Origin of the sequence: Pseudomonas neuropathica, from assembly GCF_015461835.1 — a bacterium.
Classification (GTDB): Bacteria; Pseudomonadota; Gammaproteobacteria; order Pseudomonadales; family Pseudomonadaceae; genus Aquipseudomonas; species Aquipseudomonas neuropathica.
Window position 1 is genome coordinate 61070 of record NZ_JACOPX010000022.1, and the last position, 14189, is coordinate 75258.

At 60.5% G+C, this 14189-nt stretch carries 15 protein-coding genes; 9 read left to right on the forward strand and 6 right to left on the reverse strand.

Annotated features, from left to right (window positions below):
- Nucleotides 1-279 precede the first annotated feature (279 nt).
- The 3 genes from H8F23_RS26250 to ftrA form a co-directional block, all read right to left on the reverse strand.
- Entirely contained in the window at nucleotides 280-549 is a 270-nt protein-coding gene (locus tag H8F23_RS26250; protein ID WP_127928797.1) for a hypothetical protein, read from the reverse strand.
- Between the two features lie 2 nt (nucleotides 550-551).
- Nucleotides 552-932: a DUF6124 family protein gene (locus H8F23_RS26255; protein ID WP_123376665.1), complete on the reverse strand. Its 381-nt coding sequence runs from the start codon at nucleotides 930-932 to the stop codon at nucleotides 552-554.
- A gap of 438 nt (nucleotides 933-1370) precedes the next feature.
- A complete protein-coding gene (gene ftrA / locus H8F23_RS26260) occupies nucleotides 1371-2345 on the reverse strand; it encodes a transcriptional regulator FtrA (RefSeq protein WP_194936317.1) in 975 nt (324 codons plus the stop codon).
- 101 nt (nucleotides 2346-2446) lie between these two features.
- Between ftrA and H8F23_RS26265 the strand changes: the two genes are divergently transcribed.
- The 4 genes from H8F23_RS26265 (at nucleotide 2447) to H8F23_RS26280 (ending at nucleotide 6190) form a co-directional block, all read left to right on the forward strand.
- Nucleotides 2447-2875: a rhodanese-like domain-containing protein gene (locus tag H8F23_RS26265; protein ID WP_194936318.1), complete on the forward strand. Its 429-nt coding sequence runs from the start codon at nucleotides 2447-2449 to the stop codon at nucleotides 2873-2875.
- 337 nt (nucleotides 2876-3212) lie between these two features.
- Nucleotides 3213-3992 (forward strand): ABC transporter substrate-binding protein, encoded by a 780-nt coding sequence (locus tag H8F23_RS26270; RefSeq protein ID WP_016984244.1) that lies wholly within the window; start codon nucleotides 3213-3215, stop codon nucleotides 3990-3992.
- A gap of 187 nt (nucleotides 3993-4179) precedes the next feature.
- Complete coding sequence (locus H8F23_RS26275) at nucleotides 4180-5292, forward strand: M14 family metallopeptidase (RefSeq protein ID WP_194936319.1); 1113 nt, start codon at nucleotides 4180-4182, stop codon at nucleotides 5290-5292.
- Nucleotides 5293-5473: 181 nt separating this feature from the next.
- Nucleotides 5474-6190: an alpha/beta hydrolase gene (locus H8F23_RS26280; RefSeq protein ID WP_194936320.1), complete on the forward strand. Its 717-nt coding sequence runs from the start codon at nucleotides 5474-5476 to the stop codon at nucleotides 6188-6190.
- Here the strand turns inward: H8F23_RS26280 and H8F23_RS26285 are convergent.
- Nucleotides 6180-6737 (reverse strand): DcrB/PsbP domain-containing protein, encoded by a 558-nt coding sequence (locus H8F23_RS26285; RefSeq protein ID WP_194936321.1) that lies wholly within the window; start codon nucleotides 6735-6737, stop codon nucleotides 6180-6182. The genes H8F23_RS26280 and H8F23_RS26285 overlap by 11 nt on opposite strands.
- A gap of 84 nt (nucleotides 6738-6821) precedes the next feature.
- The gene (locus tag H8F23_RS26290; RefSeq protein ID WP_194936322.1) at nucleotides 6822-7595 is read right to left on the reverse strand and encodes a hypothetical protein; all 774 of its coding nucleotides are present in this window, start codon (nucleotides 7593-7595) and stop codon (nucleotides 6822-6824) included.
- 147 nt (nucleotides 7596-7742) lie between these two features.
- Between H8F23_RS26290 and H8F23_RS26295 the strand changes: the two genes are divergently transcribed.
- Complete coding sequence (locus H8F23_RS26295) at nucleotides 7743-8279, forward strand: chalcone isomerase family protein (RefSeq protein WP_194936323.1); 537 nt, start codon at nucleotides 7743-7745, stop codon at nucleotides 8277-8279.
- 72 nt (nucleotides 8280-8351) lie between these two features.
- Nucleotides 8352-9671, forward strand: coding sequence for an Nramp family divalent metal transporter (locus tag H8F23_RS26300; protein WP_150730287.1), 1320 nt, complete (start codon nucleotides 8352-8354; stop codon nucleotides 9669-9671).
- Nucleotides 9672-9801: 130 nt separating this feature from the next.
- Here H8F23_RS26300 and H8F23_RS26305 read toward each other — a convergent pair whose 3' ends face one another.
- Nucleotides 9802-10905, reverse strand: coding sequence for a cytochrome P450 (locus H8F23_RS26305; protein WP_194936324.1), 1104 nt, complete (start codon nucleotides 10903-10905; stop codon nucleotides 9802-9804).
- 79 nt (nucleotides 10906-10984) lie between these two features.
- Here H8F23_RS26305 and H8F23_RS26310 point away from each other — a divergent pair, with 79 nt between their 5' ends.
- From H8F23_RS26310 to H8F23_RS26320, 3 genes are all read left to right on the forward strand, one after another.
- Entirely contained in the window at nucleotides 10985-11758 is a 774-nt protein-coding gene (locus H8F23_RS26310; RefSeq protein WP_194936325.1) for an ArsR/SmtB family transcription factor, read from the forward strand.
- 121 nt (nucleotides 11759-11879) lie between these two features.
- A complete protein-coding gene (locus tag H8F23_RS26315) occupies nucleotides 11880-13100 on the forward strand; it encodes a putative DNA modification/repair radical SAM protein (RefSeq protein ID WP_160040869.1) in 1221 nt (406 codons plus the stop codon).
- Entirely contained in the window at nucleotides 13097-13921 is an 825-nt protein-coding gene (locus H8F23_RS26320) for a TIGR03915 family putative DNA repair protein (protein WP_194936326.1), read from the forward strand. The genes H8F23_RS26315 and H8F23_RS26320 overlap by 4 nt, the downstream gene beginning before the upstream one ends.
- Nucleotides 13922-14189: the final 268 nt, after the last annotated feature.

Genomic DNA, 14189 nt, shown 5'->3' on the forward strand with positions numbered 1-14189 from the left:
ACGATGCGGACGCTAAATGAATGGGTATTTGATAGATGTAGGACCGGTCTGAAATTGCGACCGTTGTTACAAGTGTAAAAAATAAGGATTGATGCTTAAAAGGTACGCCAACTCGCTCGGGCCTTCCTATGGTCTGGTTTTCAGATATTTGTTAGCAGAAAGAAAGCCATCGCGAGCAGGCTCACTCCTACAGTTGATCGCGGATGCTCATGGGATTTGAGTGCACCGCAGATCTAGTGTGGGAGCGAGCTTGCTCGCGAAGAGCGATCACGCGGTCAATCAGGCTGCGTGGGCCATCTCGGCCAGTGTGTCGGCCACGGTTTTTTGCAGTGAAGGGAACCGGCGGGTCACGCGGCGCAGTGCGGGTAGCACGGCGTCGATTTCCAGTTCATCGAGTTGGGGAAGGACGGTGACGGCGGAGGCGACGATGGATTCGCGTTCGCTTTCGAACAGCACCAGGCAGGCGTTCTGTGCCCAGCGTCCGTCCCGCTCGTTGAAGCCCATGGCCACCAGTGCCGCGACGACTTGTGCATCGGTTTTGTTGGACATGGTTATTGCCTCAGGGCGGGGTCGATTTTGTCGAGGGCGCGGTTGACCGCGAGTTCGCCGAGCATGACCACTTGCTGGATGCCGAGCACGGTGTTGCGGTAGGGCGAGTCGAGCAGGGCGGCGAAGTCGCTGAGCATGATGCTGGCCGAGGCCATGGATTCGCAGGCGTGGGCCATGAGGTCTTCGGCGCCGGTGTTCGGGTCGACGAGGAACATGGTGCTGGGTCTGCGCGGTGGTGAAGGCGGTGTGGGTTTCAGGTAATGGTCGAGGGCGCGCTCGGCGGCTTCGTGGAGTTTTCTGGAGCCCGGTGTGGAATAGGGGGACGTTGGATTTGGATCGATTTCCGCGTCTGTTTCGGGCGGATTTGGTGTGATTTTGAACATGGTGTAGTTTTCCAAAGTGATGCTGACACCACCTCGCGACTAAACGAAAAGGTGGCAGCTATACGCAGGTTAGTCGACCGGGAACTCCACCAAAACCGGCGCGCCCGAAGGCGCCCTGCGCACAGCTACCATTGAGTGAGGTATCGAAATACCTACTGTCTGGAACGTTGTGCAGTTCAAGTGGATTACCGAGCGACTAAACCCGATCACTGACCCTTCAGTGACGCGAACCAAGTTACCGGCGACCCCCTAGCCGCACAAGCCGGCGGATTCTGGCGTAGTTGTAGGCAAAGGCGCAAGGCGCTGTAGCCTTGTGGCTGATGTCTAAATGATGCTGCGTTTTACTGGGCGCTTTCGCGAGCAAGCTCGCTCCCACAGGGGGAATGCATTCCAAACTGTGGGAGCGAGCTTGCTCGCGAAGAGGCCCGGTAAATCACCTCAGGAATCGACCCTGACCCCACGCCCAAACCGCTCCCGATACACCGACGGCGGCACCCCCACGACCCCACGAAACGCCACACGAAAACTCTCCACCGACCGATAACCGCAACGCTCGGCAATCTGCTCTGTATTGTCCGGCGTACTTTCCAGTAACTCCCGCGCCCGCGCCAACCGTTCATGCTGCAACCACGCCTTGGGCGACTGCCCACTGGCCTCGGTAAACCGCCGCAGAAACGTACGCTCACTCATCGCCGCTTCGCTGGCCAGATCACGCACTTCCAGCGGTTCATGCAAACGCTCGCGCGCCCACTGCATCACCCGCGACAGATCATTGCGCGGCGTCGGGCTGACCGGGGTCGGAATGAACTGCGCCTGGCCGCCGGTGCGTTGCGGCGACATCACCAGGCGCCGCGCCACCGAGTTGGCGACCTGCGTGCCGAAGTCCCGTGCCACCAGATGCAGGCAGGCGTCGATCCCGGCCGCGCTGCCCGCCGAAGTGATCAATTGCCCGGAGTCGACATAAAGCACGTCCGGATCGACGGCAATCGCCGGGAAGCGTTGCGCCAGTTCCGCGGTGTAACGCCAATGGGTGGTGGCGCCGTGGCCGTCGAGCAGGCCGGTGGCTGCCAGCACAAATACACCCGAGCAGATCGACAGCAAGCGCGCGCCCCGGGCATGGGCCTGACGCAACGCGTCGATCAATGCTGGAGGCACCGCCGCGTTGCGATCACGCCAGCCGGGAATGATGATGGTGCGCGCCTCGGCCAACAATTCCAGGCCGCCATCGGCCAGCACCTGAATGCCGCCCAAGGCGCGCATCGGGCCTTGATCGACCGCCGCAATGGCGTGGGAGTACCACGGGAAATCGAACTCCGGCCGGGTCAGGCCAAAGACTTCCACGGCGATGCCAAACTCGAATGTGCAGAGGCCGTCGTAGGCCAGAATCGCAACCAGACCTGGTGATGTCGGCATTTGGCGGAAAATTCCCGGTGAGTGTCTTGTCCGCCACTGTAGCCGCAAGCGACCGCTCGATAAAGTCTGTTCACACCCGTTCAGATAAAGGAGCAACACCCATGGTCAGTCTGGTTCGCGACATCCCCGCAGCCCCGTCAGCAATCGCCCTGATGCACTTCAGCAATCGTCTGACCTTCGAAACCGATTGTTCCGACGTCTTCAGCAGCCAAGAGGCCGGCGAGATCGATTTTGTTCTGGTCGATGTCCGTGGGCCGCTGGCCTTTGAGCGCGGGCATGTGCCGGGCGCGATCAATATCCCGAACCGCTTGCTCACGGCGGCGGAATTGGCGATCTACCCGAAATCCACGCTGTTCGTGGTCTATTGCGCCGGCCCGCACTGCAACGGCGCGAACAAGGCAGCGGTGAAACTGGCGGCGTTGGGTTACCCGGTCAAGGAGATGATCGGCGGGGTTACCGGATGGCTGGATGAAGGCTTTCAACTGAGCGTTGAGCAAGCCGCCAAAACCGCCATCGGCTGCGAATGCTGATCCCCTTGTAGGAGCTGCCGCAGGCTGCGATCTCTTGATCTTGATGGTTAAAAAAACAGATCAAAAGATCGCAGCCTGCGGCAGCTCCTACAGGAAAATCAGCGTTTTTCGGCGCTGAAAACACGCTTGTCCTACAGCCTTTGCACCACGACGGCGCACCCGTTGACCCCGGTCAATCGGTGTGCCGATCTTTCATAAGTATTTGTCGCTTAAACACAATTTACCCTGTGCGCGCCGCCATAGACTGCCGGCCACTTCGGTGTTTGTAGCCAATTGGCCATGACCGAACGCTGAATCGAAAGCTGCCAATAAAAGCCTCCGCACACAGGAGTTATAAATGAAGAAGCTAGTGATGTTCGGTGCCCTGGCACTGTCGATGTTGTCCCTGACCGCCGTGGCCGAAGACGCCAAGCCGATCCGCATCGGTATCGAAGCCGGTTACCCGCCATTCTCGATGAAAACCCCTGACGGCAAACTCGCCGGTTTCGACGTCGACATCGGCGATGCGCTGTGCGCGCAGATGAAAGTCAAATGCACTTGGGTCGAGCAGGAATTCGATGGCCTGATCCCGGCGCTGAAAGTGAAGAAGATCGACGCGATTCTGTCGTCGATGACCATCACCGATGATCGCAAGAAGAACGTCGATTTCACCATCAAGTACTACCACACCCCGGCGCGCTTCGTGATGAAGGAAGGCTCCGGTGTCAAAGACCCGCTGACCGAACTCAAGGGCAAGAAAGTCGGCGTGCTGCGTGCCAGTACCCACGACCGTTACGCCACCGAAGTGCTGGTGCCGGCCGGGATCGACCTGGTGCGTTACGGCTCGCAGCAGGAAGCCAACCTCGACATGGTTTCCGGACGTATCGACGCGATGCTGGCCGACTCGGTCAACCTGAGCGACGGTTTCCTGAAAACCGACGCCGGCAAAGGCTTTGAATTCGTTGGCCCGACCTACGAAGACGCCAAGTACTTCGGCGGCGGCGCCGGCATTGCAGTGCGCAAGGGCGATACCGCGCTGGCCGAGCAATTCAACAAAGCCATCACCGAAATCCGCGCCAATGGCGAGTACAAGAAAGTCCAGGACAAGTACTTCGACTTTGACGTGTACGGCCATTAATACGCCGTAGAAAAAAGTGGCCCCGTTTGCGCGGTGGCCACTTTTTTTGCGCCCATGATTTATTCTGTTTCACACATTTCCCATGTAGGAGCTGCCGAAGGCTGCGATCTTTTGACTTTGCTTGTGAAAAACAAGATCAAAAGATCGCAGCCTTCGGCAGCTCCTACAGAAACATCGGAGTCTTCCCATGCAACGCATCGACCATGTTCTGCCCTGGAGCCACTTGGGCAGCGAGCGCTCGCTCAGCGTGTTCCGCTATGGCGCCGGCCCACGCAAGGTGTACATCCAGGCCAGTCTGCACGCCGATGAACTGCCGGGGATGCGCACCGCGTGGGAACTCAAGCAACGCCTCAATGAACTGGAACAGCAAGGCCGTTTGCAGGGCGTGATCGAACTGGTGCCAGTCGCCAACCCGATCGGCCTCGATCAACATGTGCAAGGTGCGCACATGGGCCGTTTCGAACTGGGCAGCGGCAAGAACTTCAACCGCGCCTTCGTCGAACTCAGCGCGCCGGTCGGGGCGTTGATCGGTGAGCGTCTGGGCGAGGATGCCGAGGCCAACGTGGCGTTGATCCGCCAAACCATGGGCCAGGTATTCGATGAACTGCCGGCGCCGGCCTCGCAACTCGAAGCCTTGCATCGTTTGTTGCTGCGCCATGCCTGCGATGCCGACATCACCCTTGATCTGCACTGTGATTTCGACGCCGCGATTCACTTGTACGCGCTGCCGCAGCACTGGCCACAGTGGCAATCGCTGGCGGCGCGCTTGAAGGCCGGCGTGGCGCTGCTGTGTGAAGATTCCGGTGGCAGCTCGTTCGATGAATCCTGCTCGACGCCGTGGTTGCGTCTGGCGCGGGCATTTCCCAATGCTGCAATTCCGGCGGCGAACCTGGCGACCACGCTGGAGCTGGGCAGCATGGGCGATACCCGGGTCGATCAGGCGCAGGCCAATTGCGAGGCGATTCTGGGCTTCCTCGCCGAGCAGGGTTTCATCAGCGGCGAATGGCCGGCGGCGCCGGGCGAGTGCTGCGAAGGCCTACCGTTCGAGGGCACCGAATACCTGTTTGCGCCGCACCATGGCGTGGTGAGTTTCCTGCGCAATGCTGGCGAGTGGGTGGAGCAGGGCGATGCGTTGTTCGAGGTGGTCGATCCGTTGCAGGATCGCGTGACCACCGTGCGCGCTGGTACCAGTGGTGTGTTGTTTGCGCTGGATCGCGGGCGCTACACCGAGCCGGGGATCTGGCAGGCGAAAGTGGCGGGGCGGGTGGCGTTTCGGACGGGCAAATTGACCAACGACTGACGGATCTTCGTTGGGGCTAATGACCTCATCGCGAGCAGGCTCACTCCTACAGGGGGAACGCATTCCAAATGTAGGAGTGAGCCTGCTCGCGATGGCGGCATCAGCAACACCACCGAATTTGGATCCTCGCCGCAGGATGTTAGGCTCCCCCCGAACCCGACACTCTGTGAAGGAAGGCTCTATGTTGAAGGTCTTTGCTCTATTGACCCTGCTGGCGTCCAGCGCCGTGCAGGCGCAGACCACGCTGCAATCCGATCTGCCGCTCAAGTACATCGAACAGGTGCACGCCGACGCCGAGGCGCGTCCGTTGGTGATTTTTCTTCACGGCTACGGCAGTAACGAAGCCGATCTGATCGGCATGAAATTCCAGCTCCCGGCGCAATACAACTACCTGTCGGTGCAGGCACCGTTGTCATTGGGTGAAGGACGTTTCCAGTGGTTTCGCAAGAAAGGCGAAGGTGCCTACAACGGCGAGACCGATGATCTGAAGGTCAGCGGCCAGAAGCTGCGCGATTTTGTCGCGCAAGCGGCGCAGAAATATCACACGACCCCGAGCAAGGTGTACCTGATCGGCTTCAGCCAGGGCGCGATGATGACCTACGAAGTGGGGTTGCGGCCGCCAGTCGCTGTCGGCGGGATCGCCGCGTTGAGCGGGCGTTTATTACCAGTGTTGAAAGCTGAACTCAAAGGCGGGCAGCAGCCGTTGCCGCTGAGTATCTTTATCGGCCACGGCACCGCCGATGATCGCGTGCCCTACCACGACGGCACCGAGGCCAATGCGCAGCTACAGAAGCTGGGCTACAAACCGCAGTTTCATGCCTATTCCGGCGTCGGCCACAGTATCAGTGCGGCCGAGCTGCGCGACTTGAATGGCTGGCTGCAGCAGCTCAATCCTTGAGGATGGTTTTCACCAAAGCATCGTGACCTTTCTTGTCGCTGGCGCGGGAGATCACCTGCACCAGCGCCATCTTCGTGCCGGAGCCGGCCATCAGCGTGGTGTTGAGGGTCTGGCCACCGCCCTGGGTCGCGGTGCTGTCGACCTGACGCAAGCCAAGGCCGGTGCCTTTCTGGGTCAGACTTTTTTCGCTGAGTTTGTTGAAGTCCGGCAGGGCCTTGCGCTGGTCTTCGATGAAACTCGAGACGGTGCTGTCGAGGAACTGCCCGTCGTTATCCTTGACGTGCTGGCCTTCGGGAATCTGGTTTTCAGCGGTAATGACCACGGTCTTCGTCGCTTCATTGGTGTACATCGTGCCCTTGGTTCCGCTCGGGCTGGTCGGCAGCGGGTCGGCGACGAAACCTTTAGGCAAGACAAAGGTGAACTTGCCCTCGAGCATCGAGACTTTCTCGGTGCCGGCATTTTTCTTCGCCGCTTGCGCGTGGAGGGCGCCGAAACCGGCGAGGGCCGCCACCAGCAGGACGACGGCTTTTTTGCTCAACAATGACATGTGAATCTCCGGTGGATGGTCGCGCGAGGCGGGCGATCATCCCACGGAGGAGGGCGGGCGTTCCAGCGCGAATCGTCTGATCGGTCACTGCGCCTGCGGTTTCGCCAGCGGCCGGGCCAACAGGCGTTTGGTCACGCCGAGCATCGCCACCGACACCGCGACACCGACGGCGAATCCACTCAGTCCCATGCTCGGCAAGGTCAGTGCCGAGACCAGACAAAACGCCGAAAACGAATACATGCCGGTGGCCGTCGCCCTTAACAATGCGGCGGTAAATGCCGGGCCGCGCGTCTGTTGCGAGAACACCGCCATGACACTGCCGAGCACCGGAAACACCGCGAGCAAACCGCTCCAGCGCTCGCCGACGGTGCTGGCCAGCATCGTCACCACCAGGGTCAACGCGGCACCGGCGATCATTCGCCAGATCAGTCTGTCCGACTTCGGCGCCGGGCCGTTGAGCACCGGTTGCACCGTGGGAAACAGATACGGCGATGCCAGCAACGCAACCGCCGCCGCTGCCACGGAAAACGGCAGCGACGCCGGGATCAGCGACAACACCCCCGCGATAACGGCCCACACCGACAGCGACGCCGCCAACGCCAACGGCCAGTTCGCCCGTTGCGCGACCTGCGCATAGGTGATGCAGAACGCAATCATCGCGAACATCGCCGACAACGCCGCCACCGCTGATTGCGCGGCAAAGCCCGGACCCTGCTCGATGGCGAGGAAAAACAGAATCGGCCCGACCACCACCGGCAATCCCGACAGCCACCCGGCCACGCTCGGCCCCCAGCGTTTGCCCGCCAGGGAAATCAGCAGCAGAAAACCGGGAATCAGCAGCAGTTTGAGGATCAGCACGCAGGAGTCTCCGTCCGTTGAGGGTAGGCCACGGTAGCATTGTCGATCGGCGATTGCTGCCTATGTGCGCAGTTTTTGTATACAAAATATCGGGAGCGATACCCGGCTATGCTGTGTGTATCAGGGTTTACCGGAGTCGATGCCGCGATGAGAAGAACACCGAAGCTGGTGCGAGGATGCTGCGGCATCGGCTTGTGGGCGCTGTTGCTGACGCCGACCTGGGCCAATTGGCAGGACGCCGTGCCCGGCGCGCAGATCATCGGTACCGGCGATTTCAGTGTGTTCGGTTTCGATGTTTACAATGCGCGCCTGTGGAGTGCCGCACGGCCCTTGGTCGACGGCCAGCCGTTTGCGCTGGAGTTGATTTACCGTCGCAACATTTCTCGCGATGATCTGGTCAAAGCCAGCGTCGATGAAATCAAACGCTTGGCCGGTACCCGCGTCAGTCCGGCGCAATTGGCCGGTTGGCAGGTACAGATGCAGCAATCGTTCGTCGATGTGCAGGCTGGCACGCGGATTACTGGGGTCTATCTGCCTGGGCAGGGCGCGCGGTTTTTTGTCGGCCAGCAATTACAGCATGAGATCGATGACCCGCTGTTTGCCCGGGCGTTTTTTGATATCTGGCTCGATCCGCGTACGCGCAATCCCGAGTTGCGTGAGCAGTTGTTGGGTGTGAGTCGATAGATTTTTTTGATCTTCTAGGCTTCGGCTGAAACGTCTAAGCTGCGTCTTTCCGATTTGTTTCTGGATGTGTGCGTGAAATTCAGCTTGCCCAAAATCGCCACCGCGCCGTTTTGCCCGCCGGAAGTGGCTGGCAGTGTCGCGGTAGATCCCAATGCCTCGTTCTTCAAACGCGTGCTGCGTTTCGCCGGCCCCGGGTTGCTGGTGTCTATCGGTTACATGGATCCGGGCAACTGGGCCACCGCCATCGAGGCCGGTTCACGCTTCGGTTACAGCCTGTTGTTTGTGGTGTTGCTGGCGAGTCTGGCCGGCATGGTCGTGCAGTGCCTGTGCTCACGGCTGGGCATCGCCACCGGGCGCGATCTGGCGCAATTGTCCCGCGAGCGCTACAGCACACCGACCGCACGGCTACAGTGGGTGTTGGCGGAAATCTCGATCATCGCCACCGATCTGGCTGAAGTGCTTGGGTGTGCGCTGGCGTTCCATTTGCTGCTCGGCTGTTCGCTGACCTTCGGCATCGCCCTGACCGCTTTCGACACCTTGCTGGTGCTGGCCCTGCAAAATCGCGGTTTCCGCCGTCTGGAAGCAATCATGCTGGTATTGGTCGCGACCATCGGCGTGTGTTTCTTCGTTGAACTGCTGCTGATCAAACCCTACTGGCCGGACGTCGCCCAAGGTTTCAAACCGTCGCTGGCAGCGATTGGCGAAGCGGCGCCGTTGTACCTGGCCATCGGTATTCTCGGTGCGACAGTTATGCCGCATAACCTCTACCTGCACACCTCGATCGTGCAGACGCGGATGATCGGCAAGGACCTCGCCAGCAAGCAGGACGCGGTGAAACTGGCGCGCATCGACACCATCGGTTCGCTGGCGCTGGCGTTGCTGGTCAACGCGGCGATCCTGATTCTCGCTGCGGCGGCGTTTCACCAGTCCGGGCACACCGACGTGGTGGACATTCAGGACGCTTACCACTTGCTCGATCCGCTGGTGGGCGGTGCGCTGGCCAGCGTGTTGTTCGGCGTGGCACTGCTCGCATCGGGGCAGAGTTCGACCTTCACCGGCACCATCGCCGGCCAGGTGATCATGGAGGGGTACCTGAACCTGCGGATTCCGTGCTGGCAGCGGCGCTTGATCACTCGCGGACTGGCGTTGATTCCGGCGTTTATCGGCGTGTGGCTGATGGGTGATAACGCGATTGGCAAGTTGTTGGTGCTGAGTCAGGTGGTGTTGAGTCTGCAATTGCCGTTTGCTTTATATCCCTTGATCCGCATGACCAACGACAAACAGCTGATGGGGCCGTTTGTGAATCGCTGGCCGACACGGGTGTTGGCGTGGGGGTTGTTTGTGGTGATCAGCGGCGCCAATAGCTGGCTGATTTTGCAGTGGGCGGTTTGAGCCAGCATTTGCAGTGACTGGGCCGGCCTCTTCGCGAGCAAGCTCGCTCCCACAATTGCTATCGGCTGACCACAATAGTGTGCACACCCGATAACCCTGTGGGAGCGAGCTTGCTCGCGAAGGCGGAGTATCAGGCACCGACATCGCTAAATATTGGAACGCGCCCATTGAGCGAAGGCCGGTAGTGCCAGCTCAAACGATTCAGATCAATGCCACGCCCGAGTATTTCCCTCACCGTCGCCCCGGCAATACTCATCGCCAACGCTTGCCCCGGACACTGATGCCGGCCACTGCTAAAACTGAAACTGCGGCGGTTCTCGCGCTGTGGCAGAAACTCCTCCGGCCGTTCGTTGAGCGCCGGATCACGATTGGCCGAGGCCAACAGCAGCAGAATCACATCGCCTGCCTCGACACGCACACCGGCAATCTCGCACGGCGCGGCGACAAAACGTCGGGTGTTCTGCACGGGCGGGTCGAAGCGCTGGACTTCGCTAAGCAGTGCTTCGATGGATTCACCGCGCAACGCTGGCTGCCGACGTAGCGCCAGCAGCGTATTGCCGATCAGGCCGGCGCAGGCTTCGAACGTCTGTGAACAGAGGCCGATCAGGTTGGCGATCAAGGTTTCCTCATCGCCGGTGAAGCGCTGCTGGATTGCACTGAGCAACGGGCTGGCCGGCTCGGCGAGCAATTCGATGAAGTCACCGCGCAGTTGTTCAGCCGCCGCCTCTGCTGCGGCCAGTTGCAGGTCATTGCTCAACGGCGACAGGCAGGCAACGAAATCCGCCGTCAATTCACTGATCGCCCGCGCTTGCGCCGGGATGAACCCCAGCAGCGCCGCGACCACGCACACCGGGCCACGAAGCATTGCCTTGTACACCCCGTCGGCGTCCGCTGTGATCAGCCGCGCGGCGACCAGTCTGTCGACGGCCTCAAGGTCGAGCGAGGCCAACTCAGGCTCAATGGCAGAGCGCGGGCAGCGCTGGCGTTCACCGTCATTCATCCGCATAAGTTGGCCGAAGACTTTACCGGCCATGCCGTTTGCAATCGCTTTGGGCACTGGCTCCTGCGCCGGACGCACCCGGCAATCGGCGTGGGCTAACACCGCACACACCGCCCGGGCACTGCTGGCGACCCACAGTTTCAGCTCTGGATGAAACGTCAGTCCACCTTCTGCGCGCAGTTCGGCGTAGTAGGGATAAGGATCGGCGTGCGTTGCCGCGCTGATCGGGTTCATGGTTTGCATCCTTGTCGGCGGGGAAAGTGTTGCTACTATCTCCACTGCGCAACGACGATGATTCGTCCGGGAGCGAACTATGCACGCAGAGCATCAAGACATCGGCGTTTCCCAAGTGGCCGCCGCCATCGCCGAGCCGGCGCGAACGAAAATCCTCTGTTCGCTGATGGACGGCCACGCCCGCACCAGCACTGAATTGGCGACGATCGCCGAAGTCAGCGCCTCGACCGCCAGTGTGCACTTGGCGAAACTCAAGGACCTGGCACTGCTGCGCCTGCATGTGCAGGGCCGTCATCGCTATTACAGCCTCGCCGATCAGCGCGTGGCGCAGGCGCTGGAAGCGTTGATGGTGATTGGCCAGAACGCCGCGCCAACGTTCAAGGCGCACACCCCGGATCGCCTGCAATTCGCCCGCACCTGTTACGACCACATGGCCGGGACGTTGGCGGTGTTGCTGCACGACCGTTTGCTCGAGGCTGGTTGGCTGGTGGCAGCCGACGAGCAGGCATATCGCTTGAGTGACACCGGCGAGGCGTTGTTTCTCGGGCTGGGTATCGAAGTACAGGATTTGACCACCCTGCGCCGCAAGTTTGCCTGTCCGTGCCTGGACTGGAGCATGCGCCGGCCGCATCTCGGTGGTTCGCTGGGGGCGGCGCTGTTGCAGACTGCGTTGAAGCGCAAGTGGGTGACCCAGGATCTGGACAGTCGGGCGCTGGCGTTGACGGCGGCGGGGCGCAAGGAGATCGGTGCGCGGTTTGGCGTTGAGTGGCCGGTAGACGGGCAGATCAAAGGATCGCAGCCAGCCGTAAAGCGTGCCCACCCGATAAATTCCGACCGTACCGAATCCCTGTAGGAGTTGCCGAAGGCTGCGATCTTTTGATTTTCAGCTTCTGACCGACGAGGGGCGCATCTGCCACCTTGTATCACCGCTACCGACTCTATACTGTATATGCAAACAGTATAGAGCCCGCGCCATGCAAATTATCGACAAGCTCAGCATCCTCGCCGACGCCGCCAAGTACGACGCCTCCTGCGCGAGCAGCGGCGCGCCCAAGCGCAGCTCCGAGGGCAAGAGCGGGCTGGGCTCGACCGATGGCATGGGCATCTGCCACAGCTACACGCCGGACGGGCGCTGCGTGTCGTTGTTGAAGATTCTGCTGACCAATTTCTGCCTTTACGATTGCCAGTATTGCGTCAACCGCCGCTCCAGCGATGTTCCGCGCGCTCGTTTCACCCCCGAGGAAGTCGTGGCGCTGACCATGGATTTCTACCGGCGCAACTGCGTCAGCGGGCTGTTTCTCAGTTCCGGCATCATTCGTTCGGCGGACTACACCATGGAGCAACTGGTGCGGGTGGCGAAGCTGCTGCGTGAAGAGCATGAGTTTCGCGGGTACATCCATCTCAAGACCATTCCCGAAGCCGATCCGGCATTGATTGAAGAGGCTGGGCGCTACGCCGATCGGCTGAGCGTCAACATCGAATTGCCGACCGATGCCAGCCTGCAAGTGCTGGCACCGGAGAAGGACATCACTTCGATCAAACAGGCGATGAACACCATCTACACCGGCGTGCAGACCGTGTTGAACGAACCACGCTCGGCGAAGTTCGCCCCGGCTGGGCAGAGCACACAGTTGATTGTCGGCGCCGACGACACCGATGACAGCACCATCCTCCATAGCGCGCAGGCCTTGTACGGCAATTTCCGTCTGCGCCGGGTCTACTATTCGGCCTTCAGCCCGATTCCCGACAGCCCGAAAAGCGTGCCGCTGGCCGCGCCGCCGCTGATGCGCGAACACCGTTTGTATCAGGCCGATTTTCTCCTGCGCAGCTACGGCTACAGTGCTGATGAATTGCTCAAGGGACCGGGTAATCTGGCGCTGGACATCGACCCGAAACTGGCCTGGGCGTTGCAGAATCGCGAGGTGTTCCCGCTCGATCTGAACCGTGCCGAAGCTTCCCTGATTGCGCGTATTCCCGGTATCGGCTTGCGCACCACCGAACGTCTGGTCGAGCTGCGCCGCCAGCGGCGCATCCGTTACGAAGACGTCGCGCGTATGCGCTGTGTGCTGGCCAAGGCCAAGCCGTTCATCATCACCAGCGACTACCATCCGCAACAGGCCGAGGTCACCAGCCACTTGCTCTATCAACAATTGCGCGACCGGCCGATGCCGCAGCAGATGGGGTTGTGGGGATGATCAATCTCGATTGCGACGATTTATTCGACACCTGGCGCCAGCAGGCGCGCTGGCTGCTAAGCCATGAAGTCGATCCGAGTCTGGTGAGCTGGGCCTCGCAAGGTGTGGGTGATCTGTTTGCCAGTGATGAGCCGGTGCCTGAAGGGCAGGGGCCATTTCAGGCACGTATCCCGCGAGCGCTGCTCGACACCCTGGAACAGGCCTCGCGTTATCGCGGTGATCAACGCTGGAGCCTGCTCTATGAGGTGTTGTGGCGCGTCAGCCACGGCGACCGTACCGCGATGATGGCCGGGGACAAACTCGGCAGTGAGCTGCAGCGACGGATCAAACAAGTGAATCGAGAAGCCCATCATCTGCATGCGTTTGTGCGTTTCATCGAGCGGCCATCGTCCAACGCAGGCCCGCAGTACGTGGCATGGCACGAACCGGCCCATGACATCCTGCACAGTGCCAGCGAGCATTTCATCGGTCGGATGGGTCGCCATCGATGGTTGATTGCCACCCCGCGTGACGGGGTCTATTACGATGGCGAGCAACTGATCCATCAACGGCAATGCCCGGTGGAATGGCAGCAGTTGGCGCAGAATGTCGACGATCCTCATGGTGATCTTTGGCTGACCTATTACAGCCACATCTTTAATCCCGCGCGGTTGAACGAGAAGGTCATGCAGGGGCATTTGCCGGCGCGGTTCTGGAAGAATCTGCCGGAGGGGGAGTTGATTCCCGGGTTGATTACGCAGGCGCGGATGGGGAAACAGCGAAATGGGCAGGCGAGTGGGATTGCCAACCGTGCAGGCAAACGGATTGCCTTGAAGGGCTAAAAGCCTACCCTCACCCTAACCCTCTCCCAGAGGGAGAGGGGACTGACCGAGGTGTTCGGACTAGCTCCATCGACCTGAAAGTTTGCGTCGAACTTCGGTCTGGAGAACAACCGAGATCGGCTCCCTTTCCCCCTCGCCCCCTGGGGGAGAGGGCTGGGGTGGGTAAAGACCGGGTACATCCTTTACGTTTGAGACCGGGGACATGGTTTACAGGTATCAATCATGGTCAGGAGGTGCTGACCATGCCCTGGAAACAAAAGTCCCCAAT